The 17,100-nt window shown below is 62.2% G+C and carries 15 protein-coding genes and 1 tRNA gene; 6 read left to right on the top strand and 10 right to left on the bottom strand.

Features of this window, described 5'->3' with window-relative positions; genetic code table 11:
* Positions 1–112: 112 nt before the first annotated feature.
* Positions 113–904, bottom strand: a complete 792-nt coding sequence (gene gloB, locus ACO1XS_RS08130) for a hydroxyacylglutathione hydrolase (protein WP_331567275.1) — start codon at positions 902–904, stop codon at positions 113–115.
* A gap of 17 nt (positions 905–921) precedes the next feature.
* Between gloB and ACO1XS_RS08125 the strand changes: the two genes are divergently transcribed.
* The 4 genes from ACO1XS_RS08125 to ACO1XS_RS08110 all read left to right on the top strand — a co-directional run bounded on the left by ACO1XS_RS08125 (position 922) and on the right by ACO1XS_RS08110 (position 3,176).
* On the top strand, positions 922–1,791 hold the full coding sequence (locus tag ACO1XS_RS08125; RefSeq protein ID WP_486390388.1) for a class I SAM-dependent methyltransferase: 870 nt from the start codon (positions 922–924) through the stop codon (positions 1,789–1,791).
* A gap of 1 nt (position 1,792) precedes the next feature.
* Positions 1,793–2,239 carry a ribonuclease HI gene (gene rnhA, locus ACO1XS_RS08120; protein ID WP_331567271.1) on the top strand — a complete coding sequence of 149 codons (447 nt, stop codon included), beginning with the start codon at positions 1,793–1,795 and terminating at the stop codon, positions 2,237–2,239.
* Between the two features lie 61 nt (positions 2,240–2,300).
* Complete coding sequence (gene dnaQ, locus ACO1XS_RS08115; protein WP_486390387.1) at positions 2,301–3,053, top strand: DNA polymerase III subunit epsilon; 753 nt, start codon at positions 2,301–2,303, stop codon at positions 3,051–3,053.
* Positions 3,054–3,101: 48 nt separating this feature from the next.
* Positions 3,102–3,176 (top strand) — tRNA-Val (locus ACO1XS_RS08110).
* Between the two features lie 77 nt (positions 3,177–3,253).
* Here ACO1XS_RS08110 and ACO1XS_RS08105 read toward each other — a convergent pair.
* From ACO1XS_RS08105 to ACO1XS_RS08080, 6 genes are all read right to left on the bottom strand, one after another.
* The gene (locus ACO1XS_RS08105) at positions 3,254–4,324 is read right to left on the bottom strand and encodes a hypothetical protein (RefSeq protein ID WP_331567269.1); all 1,071 of its coding nucleotides are present in this window, start codon (positions 4,322–4,324) and stop codon (positions 3,254–3,256) included.
* 8 nt (positions 4,325–4,332) lie between these two features.
* Complete coding sequence (locus ACO1XS_RS08100; RefSeq protein WP_486390386.1) at positions 4,333–5,019, bottom strand: hypothetical protein; 687 nt, start codon at positions 5,017–5,019, stop codon at positions 4,333–4,335.
* Positions 5,020–5,124: 105 nt separating this feature from the next.
* Entirely contained in the window at positions 5,125–5,652 is a 528-nt protein-coding gene (locus ACO1XS_RS08095) for an AidA/PixA family protein (protein ID WP_331567265.1), read from the bottom strand.
* A gap of 90 nt (positions 5,653–5,742) precedes the next feature.
* Positions 5,743–6,252, bottom strand: coding sequence for an AidA/PixA family protein (locus ACO1XS_RS08090; protein ID WP_486390385.1), 510 nt, complete (start codon positions 6,250–6,252; stop codon positions 5,743–5,745).
* Positions 6,253–6,277: 25 nt separating this feature from the next.
* The gene (locus ACO1XS_RS08085) at positions 6,278–6,832 is read right to left on the bottom strand and encodes an AidA/PixA family protein (RefSeq protein ID WP_486390384.1); all 555 of its coding nucleotides are present in this window, start codon (positions 6,830–6,832) and stop codon (positions 6,278–6,280) included.
* A gap of 22 nt (positions 6,833–6,854) precedes the next feature.
* Positions 6,855–7,406: an AidA/PixA family protein gene (locus tag ACO1XS_RS08080; RefSeq protein ID WP_486390383.1), complete on the bottom strand. Its 552-nt coding sequence runs from the start codon at positions 7,404–7,406 to the stop codon at positions 6,855–6,857.
* Positions 7,407–7,665: 259 nt separating this feature from the next.
* On the opposite strand from ACO1XS_RS08080, the gene ACO1XS_RS08075 reads away from it, so the two are divergent.
* Entirely contained in the window at positions 7,666–8,457 is a 792-nt protein-coding gene (locus ACO1XS_RS08075) for a PadR family transcriptional regulator (protein WP_486390382.1), read from the top strand.
* 108 nt (positions 8,458–8,565) lie between these two features.
* Positions 8,566–9,852, top strand: coding sequence for an MFS transporter (locus ACO1XS_RS08070; protein WP_486390381.1), 1,287 nt, complete (start codon positions 8,566–8,568; stop codon positions 9,850–9,852).
* A 15-nt stretch (positions 9,853–9,867) separates the two neighbouring features.
* On the opposite strand, the gene uvrA is transcribed toward ACO1XS_RS08070, so the two are convergent.
* The 3 genes from uvrA to ACO1XS_RS08055 form a co-directional block, all read right to left on the bottom strand.
* Complete coding sequence (gene uvrA, locus ACO1XS_RS08065; protein ID WP_486390380.1) at positions 9,868–15,822, bottom strand: excinuclease ABC subunit UvrA; 5,955 nt, start codon at positions 15,820–15,822, stop codon at positions 9,868–9,870.
* A gap of 228 nt (positions 15,823–16,050) precedes the next feature.
* The gene (locus ACO1XS_RS08060; RefSeq protein ID WP_486390379.1) at positions 16,051–16,656 is read right to left on the bottom strand and encodes a uracil-DNA glycosylase family protein; all 606 of its coding nucleotides are present in this window, start codon (positions 16,654–16,656) and stop codon (positions 16,051–16,053) included.
* Positions 16,657–16,691: 35 nt separating this feature from the next.
* Positions 16,692–17,090 carry a DUF488 domain-containing protein gene (locus tag ACO1XS_RS08055; protein WP_486390378.1) on the bottom strand — a complete coding sequence of 133 codons (399 nt, stop codon included), beginning with the start codon at positions 17,088–17,090 and terminating at the stop codon, positions 16,692–16,694.
* Positions 17,091–17,100: the final 10 nt, after the last annotated feature.

Raw genomic sequence — 17,100 nt, 5'->3', positions numbered from 1 at the left:
AAGCCAAAAAAATGCTGACAAATCCGAGGCTTGGCGCACGTTTTCGATTCGTTTTCCGAGCCGAGTACCCGCTTTCACCGCAGTGGCCTGCTCGTGTCGCGCCATGCCACGCCTAGCGGAAGCGGTTTTTCCACTCGCGCATCAGCGTGAACGACGTCAACTTATCGGGCACCGTCTCATGGAGTTGTTCGGCGAGCGTGGCGCGAATCTCGTCGCGCTGCGCGCGCAGAAACGGGTTCACGGCGCGCTCGTGCGCGATCGTGGTGGGCAGCGTCGGCTCCTCGCGCGCGCGGCGTGCCGCCGCCTCCTCCTGCCACGCCCGCAGTTCGGCATTGCCGGGCTCACAGGCCAGCGCGAAGCGGATATTGGCCAGCGTATATTCGTGCGCGCAATGCACTTGCGTTTCACCGGGCAATGCCGCGAGCGCGTCGAGCGAGGCAAGCATTTGCGCCGGCGTGCCTTCGAAGAGCCGCCCGCAACCGCAGGCGAAGAGCGTATCGCCGCAGAACACATGGGGCGCCGCGCCGGCGCGGCCGTCCTGGAAGTACGCGATATGCCCGCGTGTATGGCCGGGCACGTCGAGAACCGCCAAATCCATCGCGGGCGATTCGAGGCGCACGCGATCTCCGCCCGACAGCGGGTACGTGACCTCGGCGATGGCTTCCGCCGCCGGCCCATAGACGGGGATCGATGCGTGACCGCAAAGATCGGCAACACCGCCGACATGGTCGGCATGGTGGTGCGTGAGTAAAATAGCGCTCAGTCGCAAGCGTCGTTGCGCGAGAAATGCGCGCACCGGAGCGGCTTCGCCCGGGTCGACCACGACCGCATCGCGCCCGTTCGACACGAGCCAGATGTAGTTGTCCGTAAAGGCCGGCACCGGCACGTATTCGAGCGTATTCATAGGCGACGCACCACACGATGTCTGATCGACCGATTATAGACTGGCCCGCCTGGACCGACTCTCCGCCCGGCCGTTACGTCCTGGCGTGGGAGCAGGCGCAGCTCGACCGCGTCGTATCCAACGTATTCGGTTATCACGCGCTGCAACTCGGCCTGCCGCAACTCGATGCGCTGCGGGAAAACCGTATGCCGTGCCGAGCGCTCGTGCTGGACGCTGCCAGCGGCGCAAGCTCGCCCTATCGTTTTCCGCCGGCCGCGCCTGACCCGCTTGCGCCGCCTGTATCGCCCATAGCGCCGGTGCCGCCCGATGTGCCGCTCGCGGCAAGCGACCGCTTCGCGCCCGACGGTCGCACCACGGTCTGGTGCGATCTGCTGGATTTGCCGTTCGAAGCGCAAAGCGTCGATCTGATCGTGATGCCCCATACGCTCGAATTCACGCGCGATCCGCACCGCCTGCTGCGCGAGGCCGAGCGCGTGCTGATGCCCGAGGGGCAACTGATCATTCTTGGCTTCAATTCGCTCAGCTTGTGGGGCGTGCGGCAATCGGTGGGCAAAATGACCGGACGCCCTTTCGTGCCGGCCGCACAAGACCTCATCGCATTCACGCGCATCAAGGACTGGATCAAGTTGCTCGGCTTCGAACTTGAACGCGGACGCTTCGGCTGCTATCGTCCGCCCCTCGTCGGCGAAAAGTGGCTCACGCGCTTTTCGTTCATGGAAGATGCCGGCGACCGATGGTGGCCCATTTTCGGTGCTGCCTACATGGTGACGGCGGTCAAGCGCGTGCGCGGCATGCGGCTCATCGGCCCCGTCAGGACGAAAAAGCCGGTGCTCGCACCGGGGCTCACGCCCGCAGCGACTCACAAGACACACAACCCGAGAATATGACGTGACGCCCGAGTTCATCGAAATCTATACGGACGGCGCGTGCAAGGGCAATCCGGGCCCCGGCGGATGGGGCGCGCTGTTGCGCTACGGCACGCAAGAGAAGGAACTCTTCGGCGGCGAGGCCTGCACGACGAACAACCGCATGGAACTGATGGCAGTCATCGCCGCGCTCGAAGCTTTGAAGCGTCCGTGCAAGGCCGTGATCCATACCGATTCGCAATACGTGCAAAAAGGCATCAGCGAGTGGATTCACGGCTGGAAGAAAAAGAATTGGATGACGGCCGCGAGGACGCCCGTGAAAAACGCCGACCTCTGGAGGCGGCTCGACGCACTGGCGGCTATGCATGAAATCGAGTGGCGCTGGGTGAAAGGCCATGCCGGGCATCCCGAGAACGAGCGGGCCGATGCGCTGGCGAACCGCGGCGTCGCCGCGCTCGCCGTTGGCTGAGTGCGTGGCCGTTGCGCCGCGCGTGCCTCGAAACAACCGTTTTTAAGCTACCTTGTCGACTATGCGCCAGATCGTCCTCGATACCGAAACCACAGGCCTCAATGCACGCACAGGCGACCGCATCATCGAAATCGGCGGCGTCGAACTGATCAACCGCCGACTGACCGGCAACAACCTGCATTTTTATATCAACCCGGAACGCGACAGCGATCCAGGCGCGCTGGCCGTTCACGGGCTGACCACCGAGTTTTTGAGCGATAAGCCGAAGTTCGCCGAAATCGTCGATGAACTGCGCGACTATCTGCGCGGCGCCGAGCTCGTCATCCACAACGCGGCATTCGATCTGGCCTTTCTCGAGGCCGAGTTCGCGTTGCTTGGATTGCCACCGTTCTCGGAACACTATGCGAGCGTGATCGATACGCTCGTTCAGGCGAAGTCGATGTTCCCGGGCAAGCGCAATTCGCTCGATGCCCTGTGCGATCGCTTCGGTATCAGCAATGCGCACCGCACGCTGCACGGCGCGTTGCTCGACTCGGAACTGCTGGCCGAGGTCTATCTCGCGATGACGCGTGGCCAGGAAAGCCTCGTCATCGATATGTTGGGCGACGCGCCGGCGCAGGCGGATGTCGCCGCACCGCGCGCCGGTGCGGTGCTCGAGTCGGTGGTGCTGCCCGTCCTGGCGGCGCAGGCCGAGGAACTCGCGGCGCACCAGGCTGTGCTCGACGATATCGAAAAGGCAACCAAGGGGGCAAGTGTCTGGCGACGGGAGCCGGCGGGCGACGACGGCGATGCCGCCGTTGCGCAAGCCGCTTAAAAAGCGCTTTACCTGTCGTGCGGCGTCTGCCATAATCCGAGGCTCTTCGGGTGGTTAGCTCAGCGGTAGAGCACTGCCTTCACACGGCAGGGGTCACAGGTTCAATCCCTGTACCACCCACCAGAATCGGAAGGGCCGGCAAATGCCGGCCCTTCTTATTTTCTGGCGTTGCGGTGTCAAACAATCGCCCGCGCTAACGACTATGCATGCACGGCTTTGGGCGGCGTCTGGACAGTGTTGGCCACTCGGTTAGCCGTCGGCGGCTGCGCAGGGCGTGCCATCTGAGGAAGCGCCATAGGTGGCAGAGTCAGCGCACTCGATGTCACAACCGGTCCCGGTTTTTTCTTATCGCTACACCCGCAATCACAGCCGGCGTTAGCTCCTGCACCAGGGCAGCAGGCATCCATCGCCTTGTTGAGCGCGCAAGCCAGCAAATTGATCGTGCAGAGAATCGAGGAAAACTCGTCGCAAACGCTGCTGCACGAGCCGGTACCGCCTGTTTGGGTACTCGTGGCAGGGGCGAGCGCGCAGGTTATCGTTTGCAACATCTTCGTGATGCCGTCCTGCACTCCATTCGAATTGGCCGAACTGAGATCGGTAAAGGTGCCGCCGTTTTGCGTCGCAAGCGCCGTATATTCGCTTGCCACGCCCGGGGCCAGCGTCATACCAGTGGGCGGCGCGGTCAAGCACGTATAGATAAGCACGGGCTGATCCGGGTCGGTCCCAGCCGCTGTTTTCACCGCATCGGCGAGGCTCGTTCCTACCGTTGCGCCGCCGCCATTCGGCCACTCATTGGCAAACAGGAGAATCGCCCTGCTTGCGCCCTTGCGCCAATCGAAGAGCGCGCAGGCGTCCAGGATCGCGTTCTCCATGTCGTAGTTGTTGTCAGGCGGCGGCGTTCCGGGATCATGTTCTTTCAGCTGCACCGCCGGAATTCCGAGCCCATTCGGAGCAGGATCCGTCAGATATTTCTTGAGCGTCGGCGTCGGGAGCTTCGTGGGGAAGGCGTCGGTACCTACACAGAAGATGGCCGTCCTGACGTCCAATGGGCAAGTTTGAACGCCGTTGGAAATCGCATTCGCCGTAACGTCGCCAAGTGCGTCGGCGACCGGCGCCATCGAGACATCGCCGGCAACGAGCACGACGATATCGGCCAGCGGGCTGCCAGGGTAAGCCTGAGTCACGCTGCTCATAACTCCTCCTATATACATCAAAGCGGTGGGAAAACTAATTTTCGAGCGATTTCCAGAATCGCCTGTTCGGACATGCAAAACTTAATTCAGTGTGACTTCCAAGCCATAGCAAGTGCACCAATCATTCTTTGGATAACATCCGAAATCCGAGTGTCGAGCGACGACGGCGCAGTCAGATCCGTGTAGGTGCCGCCGCTCAACGCCAAGTTCCGATATTCGGTCGCCACATCTTTACTCAAGGTCTTATTAGTGGGTGGCGGCGTTAACCCCGTAAAAACAAGCACCGGATTCTTATCCTTATACCGCGCCGCTGTTTTGACGTCGGCAAGAATGCTGGTTCCTGCCGCTTGCCCGCCGCCATTCGGCCACTCGTTGGCCAACAAGAGAATCGCCTGCTTTGTGCCATTGCGCCAGTCGAAAAGCGCGCATGCGTCTATGATTGCGTTCTCCATGTCGTAATTGTAGTCAGGCGGCGGGGTCACGGGATCATGTTCTTTCACCTGCCCCGCCGGTGCCCCAACCCCCATCGGAGGCGGATTAACCAGGTAATTTTTGAGTGTCGGACTCGGGAGTTTCCCCGGAAAAGCGTCGGTACCCACGCTGAAGATGGACATGCTGACGTCCAACGGGAAAGCTTGAACGCCTTTCGAAATCGCACCCACTGCAACGTCGCCAAGTGCGTCGACGACGGGCGCCATCGAGATATCGCCGGCCACTAGTACAATAATATCGCCCGGCGGGCTCCCGGGGTAAGGATGAGTCAGTGCGCTCATGATCCCTCCTACAAAGATGATAAAAGTTAACTTCGAACAGTCTCGCTAAAAACGAAAGTTCACTTTCCAGCTATATGACGAGCTCTCGAAAGATCATTACGATGGTTACTGTGCAACAACAGCGGGATCGTTTCGGTAATACCCACGAATCTTGCCCATGTGATCGACGATCGCCAGATAAAAGAAATACGCCACATAGCCCGGCCTGAGCACGGTAGACTCCCAAAAAGGGTCGACTACTTCTTGCGCGATCAGCTGGTCAGGGTTCGATTTATCCGGCAAAAACGATTTTGTCCGGATCTCGCGGCACTCTGGCTGAGTAATGACATCAACCCCGTCGTAAAGAGTGAAATTCGTCAAAAACGCTTTATATCCCATTCCCATCGAAATAGATTCCATGCGCCATCGAATACTGGTGGCGGAAAGATCATCCTCTTCGCTCACCTTCAAATAAAGATATGGCGATTTGTTGTAGTCAGCACCATTCCATACCAAATCATTCCCATTACGAATAACCATATAAATATGCTCGTACTCCATCATCGGCGGGTTGGTCGGCGCATTATTCTCGCCGTATTGCGCAAGCACCGATTCACAATCAACCGCAATAAGGACATCGACGATATTTGGCATCTTGACCCCGACGTGTTCTGCGCAGCCATCAGGCACGGCAATTCACCCAAAGCATCCGCATAGAGATATTGGTTATACAAGAGAAACCGGTCAGCTAACGGCAATCGCGGATTTCAGGTGATAGAATCCCTGCAACACCCCGTGATAATCGATCACCTTCACGGCCAGGTCGTAATTGACGCTACCGGGAGTTTTGACTTCGGACGCCCAAACAACCTCCTGGCGCACCTCGATCTGCGGTTGCACCGCAGCGCCGACCAACTTGGCCACCGGCACCGATGGTTCGATCCAAAGGGCCTTCGGTGCGTTGACCAAGCAGCCGGAACTGTCGTCCACGGAAACCCCGGTAACCACACAATGGTACTTGGCGTTGAACGTCAGGGAAGTCGCTCGCCACAAGACCCATTTCGTAGCGGTTGCCGACGCAACACTCGCTGGCGGCAACGGGTCCAAGTATCCTGTTACGTTTCCCGTAAAAACGCCAATGCAATCACTGCCCAATTCCGCACCCGCATCCACTGCGTTGTTGGTTCCGTGCTTTTGCAAAACGTCATCGACACTGATCACCGCCAGGACATTCTTTACGATGTTGCTCACCATGCTCTTCTCCCGAACGGTAAATTCGTCAATCCTGCGGATCGGAAATATTGATCGACGATTTCACTAGAACGTAGTGGAACTCCGCTTGGGTAAGCGGCAAAGTCATGTCAGCAACAAGGATCTTCATGGCATAGTTCACCACGCCTGCAGCCTCCATTTCGGTTTCCCAGAAAACATCGGGGGCAGTGGTCGTATTGAAGTTATCGGGCTTCAGATCAGTCGGCACGCGGTATAGCTCGGTATAGGTGACCGCCCGGAGCGCCGGGGCCTCCACGTCGTCGCTGGCCGACGAGTCGATATTTATATCGACGATGACGCATTGATATTTTCCTATTTGCAAGCATTGCTCGCGAAAACGGACGAAAGTCGAGGAATCCTCACCTTCGGCGGCAACGTTGAGAACGAGCGCACTAGTTGCCTGCCCGCTTTTTACATATTTCGGCTCCGCCAACATGTAAATCCCTTCATCGACGACTACCGGGTTCTTTTCTGTGCTGCTGGCGAGCTTGTCAGCAAACATACTGACATCGACCACCACCAGCATATTGACGATAACGTCGTCCGAATTGTCTTGGCTCATATGGACCTCGAAATTTTGTTGGTCATCCTTGAATCACGAAGGTCGGATCGACCTGCGTATGAATCCGTACATTGCCTTGCTCATCGACGATCATGAAAATGACGTTGTATCCGATATTTCCGTCCGTGACGGCCCTCGTTTCCCAGCATCGATCGATTCCCTTTTGCACCATAGGCTTGGTGGCATCGGCGGGATCCGTCGTGACAAATGTCGTGGAGTAGTGCCTAAGCACCGGCGTCTCCACTCGCCCCGCCCCGGAATTCGGGAAAAACTTGAATCCAGTAATCGGACAGGCGAATTTGTGTCCTAAATCGATCCCTTCGGATCTCCAACGAACAATATCGACCCCCTGCTCCGACTCGGTCCCAGTCGAAACGTACAACTGCCAATTTCCGTTATATGCATAGGCGTTGGCAGCTTTCGTGATAAAGAACACAAAAGATCCGTCGACCGTTATCGGCTGTTGTGCCGAGCCGGGCCCGTCAGTCGGGGCCGAAGTGGATCCGGCTTGCCCATATTTATTTAAAATCCCTTCGGCATCCGCGATCATCAGAATATCGATTTGCGGCATCATTACCTCGCTCAGTCGGGTGGTTACGCGGCAACAGATAATTCCCGTTATGGCCGCTGTCGTCTCGCACAGTTGTGACATTACCCGCCGCTCGCTCGATTCGACTTAGCAACATTGTTAGGTCTGAAAATCCGTTGCCTCCTGCGGTAAATCGATGGCCGAAAGAGGTCGCGCGGAACAAGCTCCCGCGGCTCCGCGCCCCCTTGACAACATATCTAAAGATACATATCTTAAGATACATCTTCACCGACAGGAGCACCGCATGCGTCACGCTCACCACTTCCGCGGCGGTTCACACGCCCACCCGGGCCTGGACCCGCGCTTCGAAAACTACGAGTTCGATGAATTGCGCACCACCTTGCACCGCGCGTACGATCAGGGCCGTTTCCCGGGTTCCGCATCGTTCTTCCACGGCCTGTGGCATGCAATCGGCCGCCACCGTCATCGCCATGGCGGCGGCCCGTCCTGGGGCGGTCGAGGAGACCGTGGCTTTGGCGACGACGACGGGTTGACGCGCGGCCGCAAGTTCACCGGCGACGACTTGCAGCTGATGCTGCTCGCGCTCATCGCGGAGACGCCGCGCCACGGCTATGAACTGATCAAGGCGTTGGAAGCGCGTTCGAACGGCTTTTATGCGCCGAGCCCAGGCATGGTCTACCCTGCGCTCACCTATCTCGAGGAGCTGGGTTATGTGACCGTGCAGCAGGAAGGCAACCGCAAGCGCTATGAAATCGCCGAAGCGGGCCGAGCCCACCTCGAAGCACACCGCAACGAGGTCGACATGATGCTCGCCAAGCTCAGTTTCATCGCGAGCAAGATGGAATCGATGCGGCGCGCGTACGCGGCCGACGACGATAACGTCGGCTTCGGCGCAGAAGGCGGCCGCTGGCATCCGAAACTAATCGAGGCACGCTACGCACTGAAGCTGGCGATCGTGCGGCATGCCGATGCAAGCGAAGCCGAGCAACGTCGTATCGCCGAAATATTGCTGCGTGCCGCGGCCGAGATAGAGGGCGGCACCTCCAGCCCGGGCAGCGAACCCACACCCGCTTAAGCGGCAATGGCGGCGAGGCGCAGGCGCGATGCGCGCGCGCCGCCGCCCGTTCACCGGTCTGCAGTGCCTGACGCAAGACAGCACAAACAAGATAAAGGACGCCAACGCATGTACGCACTGTCCCCCACCCGCGAGCGCCGGCTGATCTGGCTGCTCGCGCTCGTGCAATTCACGATCATCATGGACTTCATGGTCATGATGCCGCTCGGCCCGCAGATCATGTCCGCGTTCCACATCACGCCCGCGGCCTTCGCGGCGGCCGTATCGGCTTACTCGTGGTGCTCGGGACTGTCGGGGCTCTTCGCCGCAACTTATATCGATCGTTTCGACAGACGCCGGCTGCTGCTCGTCGCCTATGTGCTCTTTGCGCTCTCGAATCTGATCTGCGCGTTGACGACGAGCTACACGCTGCTGCTCGCGAGCCGCGCATTCGCGGGCATCACGGGCGGTGTACTAGGTGCAGGGGTCATGGCCATCGTCGCCGATGTCGTCCCGGTCGCAAGGCGCGGCGCCGCCACGGGCGTCATCATGACCTCGTTCTCGCTGGCCGCCATCGCGGGTGTGCCCGCGGGCGTGCTGCTCGGCGCACATTTCGGCTGGGCCGCACCGTTCTGGCTGCTCGCGGCATTGAGCGCTTCGATCGGTTGCGTCGCGGCGCTCACCGTGCCTTCGCTGGTGGAGCATCTGCGCGCGGGGGCGCCGGCCATAGCCGATGCGCTGCCTGCCCTGTGGCGCATGCTCTCGCGTGTGCGCCATCTCAAGGCGTTTGCGCTCACGTTCACGATGATGCTCGCGCACATGCTCGTCATCCCGTTCATTTCGCCAGTGCTCGTGGCGAATCATGGCGTGGCGCCCGGCCGCATCTCATGGCTCTACATGGCAGGCGGTGCGGCAACGTTCTTCACCTCGCGCGCGGTCGGCAGGCTGTCGGACCGCCTCGGCCATCGGCGCGTGTTTCGCATCTTCGGGTCGTTAGCACTTTTGGCGGTCCTCGGCATGACGCACTTGCCCGCGTTATCGTTCGCCGTCATGGTGCCGTTCTTCGCGCTGTTCATGGTCATCAGTTCGGGGCGCATGGTGCCGCTGCAAGCCATCCTGACCACGGTGCCGGAGGCGGCCGAGCGCGGCGCTTTCCTGAGCGCCAACGGCGCGGTGCAGGCGCTCGGCACGGGTTTTGGCGCATGGATCGGCGGCATGTTGCTGTCGACCGATGCGGCCGGACATGTGCTCGGCTATGGCACGAACGGCTGGCTTTCCGTCTCGCTCGCCGCGCTGGCGCTCGTGTGGATCGGCCGCGTCACGAGCGCGCCCGCAGCCCGCGAGCCGCTGCGCGTCGTGACGGACAGGGACGACATTGCGCCCGACGCCCGGCCAAAGCTCGCATCAGAGGGCTGACCGAAGCCTGGGCGCCTAGGCAACGTGCGCGGGCTTCGACTCGCGCTCGCCCGTACGCGCAAGGACCGGCGCGAGCGCCGCCCCCGTATGACTTTCGCGCACGCGCGAGAGCGATTCCGGATCGGTCGCGGCCACGACAGTGCCGCCACCTGCACCGCCCTCCGGACCTAGATCGACGATCCAGTCGGCCTCCGCGATCACGTCGAGATCGTGTTCGATGACAACGACGCTATGCCCCGCATCGACAAGCCGATGCAGCACGCGAATGAGCCGTGCAACGTCGGCCATATGCAGGCCGACCGTCGGCTCGTCGAGCACGTAAAGCGTATGCGGCGCCTTCTGTCCGCGCCGCGTCACGTCATCGCGCACCTTGGCGAGCTCGGTCACGAGCTTGATGCGCTGCGCCTCGCCCCCGGATAACGTCGGCGAGGGCTGACCCAGCGTCAAATAGCCGAGTCCGACATCCTTCATCAGTTGCAGCGGGTGCGCGATGCTCGGCATGGCCGAAAAGAACTCGACCGCTTCATCGATCTCCATCGTCAGCACTTCGCCGATATTGCGTCCGCGCCACGTCACGGCAAGCGTTTCGGGGTTGAAGCGTTGTCCATGGCAGACATCGCAGGGTACTTTGACGTCGGGCAAAAAGCTCATGCCGATCGTTCGCACGCCCTGCCCTTCGCATGCGGGACAGCGCCCGTCGCCGGTATTGAACGAAAAACGCGAAGCCGCATAGCCACGCGCACGCGCCTCCAGCGTATCGGCGAAGAGCTTGCGAATCGTGTCCCATACGCCGATGTAAGTTGCGGGGCACGAGCGCGGCGTTTTTCCGATCGGTGTCTGATCGACTTCGAGCACGCGGTCGATGGCTTCAAAGCCTGTCACCGCACGGCAACCCTGCCAGCGATGTTCGACTTCGATCCGTACGGGCGCGTCCGTTGCACTCGCAGCACGCCCCGGTCGGCGTGGGGCGGCGCTCGGCGCGGCACGTCGCGCGCGGCGTACCGCGGGCGATGACAGCACCGAGCGACCGACCGCGTCGAGCAGATTCGTCATCAACACATCGCGCGCCAGTGTCGATTTGCCCGAGCCGGACACGCCCGTGACGGCCACGAGGCGCGCAAGCGGAATGTCGACCGTGATATCGCGCAGGTTGTGAAGGTGCGCACCGTGAACGGTCAGCCAGCGTTCGGGGGAACTGGGTGACGAGAGATCGGCCGTCGTCGCCTTCGTGCCCGTGCCCGTTTTCGTTTTGCCGTTGCCCGCACGACGTAACGGATGCACGGGGCGGCGCGGTTGCAGCGGATGAACGATCGGATGCGCGAGAAACTGACCCGTCAGCGATTCCGGGTGCGTGGCGAGATCGCTCACCCCGCCTTCGGCCACGAGCCGGCCGCCGCGCTTGCCGGCGCCGGGACCGATGTCGATGATGTGATCGGCTCGCCGGATGGTGTCTTCGTCGTGCTCGACGACGACGAGCGTATTGCCCTTGTCGCCCAACTGACGCAAGGCATCGAGCAAGATCCGGTTGTCGCGCGGATGCAGCCCGATGGTCGGTTCGTCGAGCACGTAGCACACGCCCTGCAGATTGCTGCCGAGTTGCGCGGCAAGACGAATGCGCTGCGCCTCGCCGCCCGACAAGCTCGGTGCCGCACGATCGAGGCTCAGATAGCCGAGCCCCACTTCTTCGAGAAACTGCAGGCGGCTCGCGATCTCGCTGACGACGTCGCGCGCGATCTGCGCATCGCGCCCCGCAAGCTCGAGCGAATCGATCCAGCGACGCGTCTCGGTGACGGTCCACCGGCCGATGTCGACGATCGAATGCGAATCGAACGTCACGGCCCGCGCGACCGCGTTCAGACGTGTGCCACCGCAATCGGGGCAAGGCGTATCGCCGACGTCCTCGGGTTCGAGCTCTTCGCTCGGCAAGCTCTGCTCGCGGCCGCGGCCATCGTCGGCAAATGCCGTATCGTCGAACGCGGCACGCTGCTCGCGTGTCAGCGCAAGTCCGGTTCCGACGCAGGTTTCACACCAGCCATGCTTGCTGTTGTACGAAAACATGCGCGGATCGAGTTCGGGATAGCTCGTTGCACAGACCGGACAGGCCCGCTTGACCGACAGCACCTCGAGTTCGCCGAGATGCGCATGCTCGCCTCCCTGGGACAGCGTATCGGCAAGCCCGTCGAGCGGTGCCAGCAGATGCATGACGCCTTTACCAAGCTCCAGCGCCTGATCGAGCGCGCGGCGCAGCTCGCTCTCGCGGTCGGCGGAAATCACGAGGTCCGCCACCGGCAGCTCGATCGTATGTTCGCGAAACCGTTCGAGCCTCGGCCACGGGTCGACAGCAACGAACTGGCCGTCCACACGCAGATGCGTATGGCCGCGCGCCTTCGCCCACTTGGCGAGATCGGTATAAACGCCCTTGCGATTCACCACCAGCGGTGCCAGCAAGCCGACATGCTGGCCGGCATAGTCGCGCAGCAGCTGCGCGGCGATCGATTCGACGCTTTGCGGCGTGACGGCAGCACCGTCGCGGACGCAATGCTGCACGCCGAGCTTGACGTACAACAGGCGCAAGAAGTGCCAGACTTCGGAGGTCGTTGCCACCGTGCTCTTGCGGCCCCCGCGAGACAGGCGCTGCTCGATCGCAACCGTTGGCGGGATGCCATACACCGCATCCACCTCGGGCCGGCCGGCGGGCTGAACGATCGAGCGCGCATAGGCGTTCAGCGACTCCAGATAGCGGCGCTGCCCCTCGTGAAAAAGGATGTCGAAGGCCAGCGTCGATTTGCCCGAGCCGGACACGCCCGTCACCACACTGAACTTGCCGTGCGGAATGTCGACGTCGAGGGATTTGAGGTTGTGCTCGCGCGCGTTGACGATGCGAATGGCGTCTTCGCCCGCGACGGGTTGCCTCGCCCGCGCCGCTGTCAATGTGGCCTGAAGCGGCACGCCGGCTTCGACATCGGCCGATGTGTGCGCCATCTCGCTCAGCGCCTCATCGTATTGGAGCAGCGCTTGCCCCGTATGCGACGCTGCGCATGCCTTCACGTCATCCACGGTGCCCGCCACGACGATCTGCCCGCCGCCGTCACCGCCCTCGGGGCCGAGATCGACGATCCAGTCCGCAGCGCGCACGACATCGAGATTGTGTTCGATGACGAGCAGCGAATGCCCGCGCGCGAGCAATTTGCCGAATGCGCGCATGAGCTTGGCGATATCGTCGAAATGCAGACCGGTGGTGGGCTCGTCGAACATGAAAAGCCGCCCGCCCGGCACTGAGCCGGCGCCTGGCTTGGCCGCGGTCTCCGCCAGAAATCCGGCGAGCTTGAGCCGCTGTGCCTCGCCGCCCGACAGCGTCGGCACCGGCTGCCCCAGCTTCACGTACTCGAGCCCGACATCGACTATCGGCTCCAGCACGCGCAAGACGTCCGCATCGTTCGCAAACCACGCAACGGCCTCGCTCACGGTCAGTTCGAGCACATCGGCAATCGACAGCGCACGCGCACCGCGCTCGAGCTTCACCTCGAGTACCTCGGCCCGATAGCGGCGGGCGTCGCAGTCGGGGCATCGCAGATAGACGTCCGAGAGAAACTGCATCTCGATGTGCTCGAAACCGGAGCCGCCGCACGTCGGGCATCGGCCATCGCCCGAATTAAAACTGAACGTCCCGGCCGTATAACCGCGCTGCAGCGCGAGCGGTGCCTTCGCGAACAGCTTGCGGATCTCGTCGAAGGCGCCGACGTAGCTCGCCGGATTGGAGCGTGCGGTCTTTCCGATCGGCGATTGATCGACGAACACCGCATCGGCGATCCATTCGGCACCGCTCAGCGCCCGGTGCGCTCCCGGCGTCTCCGTGGCTTTGCCCAGTTGGCGCGCAAGTGCGGGATAAAGGACGTCCTGGATCAGCGTCGACTTGCCCGAACCGGAGACGCCCGTTACGCAAACGAGCCGTGCAAGCGGAATCTCCACGGTCACGTCGCGCAGGTTGTGCTCGCTCGCGCCTGCGAGCACGAGCCGCGGCGTCGATGCGTCGACGGGCCGCCCAGCCCAATGCGTCGCATCGGCGACGTGCCGCCGCGAACCGAGATAGTCGCCGGTCAGCGTCGGCGCGGTGCGGATGTCGTCAGGCGCGCCGTCATAGACGATCGTGCCGCCACGCTCACCGGGCCCGGGTCCCATGTCGATGAGTCGGTCGGCCGCGAGCATCACCGATGGATCGTGCTCGACGACGACGAGCGTATTGCCGGCATCGCGCAAACGCCGCATTGCTTCGACGATACGGTTCAAATCGCGCGGATGCAGGCCGATGCTCGGCTCGTCGAGAACGAACAGCGTCTTCGTGAGCGATGTGCCGAGCGCCGTCGTCAAATTGATCCGCTGCACCTCGCCGCCCGAAAGCGTGCGGCTTTGCCGGTCGAGCGTCAGATAACCGAGCCCCACGTCGCAGAGATACTTCAGCCGCGTACGTACTTCCGCGATCAGCAGCTTGAGCGCATCGTCGAGCAAGGCGCTCGGCAAGCTCAGCGTGTCGAAGAACTGGCGGATGCGAGAGATCGGCAACAGCATCACGTCGTGCACGGTCAGTCCAGGTAACGCGTGCAATTGCGCCGGCGTCCATGCCGTACCGTTCGGCATGAACCGCAACTCCGTCGCAAGCACCGCATCCGCGTTTTCCTTGGCGCCGAGCCGCCACAGCAGCGATTCGGTCTTCAGCCGCGCGCCGCCGCAGGCCTCGCAGGGGGTATAGCTGCGATATTTCGACAGCAGCACCCGGATGTGCATCTTGTAGGCTTTCGATTCCAGATAGCCGAAAAACCGGCGCACGCCGTACCAATGGCGCTGCCATGCGCCGTCCCAATCCGGAGAGCCTTCGATGACCCACTCGCGTTCGGCCTCGGTGAGCTCCGACCACGGCACGTTCGTGCGAACGCGAGCGCGTGCGGCGTAACGCATCAGGTCGTCCTGGCACTCCTTCCACGCCGGCGTCTGCATCGGTTTGATCGCTCCGCCCGCGAGCGTCTTGCGCGCATCGGGAATGACGAGCCCGAGATCCACGCCGATGACGCGGCCAAAGCCGCGGCAAACCTCGCACGCGCCGTAGGCCGAGTTGAACGAGAACAGTCCGGGTTGAGGATCCGCATAACGCAAATCGCTGTCCGGGCAGTGCAGTCCCGTCGAAAACCGCCAGATGAGCGGCGCCGCCAGATCCTCAGCCGCGCTCGCCTTCCCGCTACGATCCGGTTGCTCGGAGCGCCCCGCACCTTCCGCCAGCACATAGACGTTCACTCGACCTGCACCACGCTTGAGCGACGCTTCGATCGCCTCGACCACACGTACCTTCTCGGTTCCATGAATACGGAACCGGTCGGCCACGACATCGAGCACCTTGCGCACGCCGCCGCTCGTTTGCTGCTCGCGCTCGGCCTGCACACGCGTATAGCCGCTCGCGGACAGCCACTCGCCGATCTCTTCGGCACTCGCGCTTTCGGGCAACTCGACGGGGAACGTGACGACTACGCGCGGGTTGTCCTGGACGGTGCGCTCGAGCAGCTCGGCGTAGATGGTCTCGGGCGTATCGTGACGCACCGGTTGCGCCGTCACCTTGTCGAAAAGTTGTGCCGCGCGCGCATACAGCAACTTCAGGTGATCGTTGAGCTCGGTCATCGTGCCGACGGTCGAGCGCGAACTGCGCACCGGATTCGTCTGGTCGATGGCAATCGCCGGCGGCACGCCGTCTACCCGGTCGACCTGCGGGCGATCCATACGGTCGAGAAACTGGCGTGCATAAGCGCTGAACGTTTCCACGTAGCGGCGCTGCCCCTCGGCGTAAAGGGTGTCGAACACCAGGCTCGACTTGCCCGATCCCGAGGGTCCGGTGACAACGGTCATTTCCCCCGTACGCAAATCGAGATCGATATTTTTGAGATTGTGCTGACGAGCTCCGCGAATGCGGATCACTCCGAAAGTCATGGAACGGTCCCTCTATACGCGCGTGCTGCGCTTCAATTCGATGTCGTCGCTCGCTATTTCGAGACAAGCGGCGGTCAGGGGTGCAATGATAGTCCCGCGCGCGGCACTGCGTTGCACCCGCGCGCGACGTTTCTTCGTTTGTTCCGGGTGTGATCGGCGCCCATAGAGGCGCGCGTCGATTGCTCGCGCAATGCGGCTAATGCGACGTTTTCGGCGATGCGGGGGGAATCAGCTCGCGTTTCCCAGTGCCTGCGCCACGCGTTCGCGCAGCACCGGCACGAGCTCCCGCTCGAACCACGGATGATGCTTGAACCAACCTTGGTTACGCGGCGACGGGTGCGGCAGCGGCAGCCGTGCAGGGCCGTAGTCGCGCCATGCCGCGACGGTTTCCGTCAGCGTCGCGCGCCGGTCGCTCCGTAGAAAATGCTGCTGCGCATAGGTGCCGATAAGCAGTGTCAGCTCGATATGCGGCAGTTCCGCCAACACCCGGTCGAGCCATAGTGCCGCACATTCGCGGCGCGGCGGCAAATCGCCCGATGCGCCGCGCCCCGGGTAGCAATACGCCATTGGAAGCAACGCGATGCGTCGCTCATCGTAAAAAAGCGCGGGGTCGACACCCATCCACTCGCGCAGGCGCTCGCCGCTGCGGTCATTCCACGGTATGCCCGTGGCATGCACGCGCGAGCCGGGGGCCTGACCGACGACGAGCACGCGGGCGCCGCGGCCAACCTGCAAAACGGGCCGGGGGCCCAGCGGCAGATGCGACTCGCAAGCGCGGCACGCGCGGATTTCGGTCAACAATGCAGACAGACGAGAGGAGGAGCGGGAGGACATCGAACTCGATCGAACGGCTGCGTCGTTCGCGGTTATCAGCGGTGCGAGAGCTTGCGCTCGAGATAGTCGCGCAGCGCGACGGCCTGATTATGCTCCGGATCGCGCGCGCCATAGACGAGCGTGATCGGGCCCTGTGACGCCGCTTCCAGCAGCGGCTCCCATGCCGCTCGATTGGCATCGAGTTCGGCGCGGTAGCGTTCGACGAAGTCGTCCCAACGCTGTGGGTCGTGGCCGAACCATCGTCTCAGCTCATTGCTCGGCGCGACATCGCGAAGCCATTGTTCGATGCGCAAGGCATCCTTCCTGATGCCGCGCGGCCAGACCCGATCGACGAGATAACGAGAACCGTCGTCGTCTCCCGGCGGGTCGTACGCCCGCGCCACACCGATTCGAACGTGCTTCATCATGCCCTTCTTGCCATGTGTCGAGTTCAAGCCGAGCCGT

Source organism: Trinickia sp. (assembly GCF_057351765.1).
This window is presented reverse-complemented; position numbering and strand designations above follow the sequence as displayed.

Bases quoted from the DNA above. Each gene is read 5' to 3' on its own strand.
- ACO1XS_RS08085 (WP_486390384.1), bottom strand. From the start codon at position 6,832: ATGAGCCAAGACAATTCGGACGACGTTATCGTCAATATGCTGGTGGTG.
- uvrA (WP_486390380.1), bottom strand. From the start codon at position 15,822: ATGACTTTCGGAGTGATCCGCATTCGCGGAGCTCGTCAGCACAATCTC.
- gloB (WP_331567275.1), bottom strand. From the start codon at position 904: ATGAATACGCTCGAATACGTGCCGGTGCCGGCCTTTACGGACAACTAC.
- ACO1XS_RS08090 (WP_486390385.1), bottom strand. From the start codon at position 6,252: ATGGTGAGCAACATCGTAAAGAATGTCCTGGCGGTGATCAGTGTCGAT.
- dnaQ (WP_486390387.1), top strand. From the start codon at position 2,301: ATGCGCCAGATCGTCCTCGATACCGAAACCACAGGCCTCAATGCACGC.
- ACO1XS_RS08100 (WP_486390386.1), bottom strand. From the start codon at position 5,019: ATGAGCGCACTGACTCATCCTTACCCCGGGAGCCCGCCGGGCGATATT.
- ACO1XS_RS08060 (WP_486390379.1), bottom strand. From the start codon at position 16,656: ATGTCCTCCCGCTCCTCCTCTCGTCTGTCTGCATTGTTGACCGAAATC.
- ACO1XS_RS08125 (WP_486390388.1), top strand. From the start codon at position 922: ATGTCTGATCGACCGATTATAGACTGGCCCGCCTGGACCGACTCTCCG.
- ACO1XS_RS08070 (WP_486390381.1), top strand. From the start codon at position 8,566: ATGTACGCACTGTCCCCCACCCGCGAGCGCCGGCTGATCTGGCTGCTC.
- ACO1XS_RS08075 (WP_486390382.1), top strand. From the start codon at position 7,666: ATGCGTCACGCTCACCACTTCCGCGGCGGTTCACACGCCCACCCGGGC.
- ACO1XS_RS08095 (WP_331567265.1), bottom strand. From the start codon at position 5,652: ATGCCAAATATCGTCGATGTCCTTATTGCGGTTGATTGTGAATCGGTG.
- ACO1XS_RS08080 (WP_486390383.1), bottom strand. From the start codon at position 7,406: ATGATGCCGCAAATCGATATTCTGATGATCGCGGATGCCGAAGGGATT.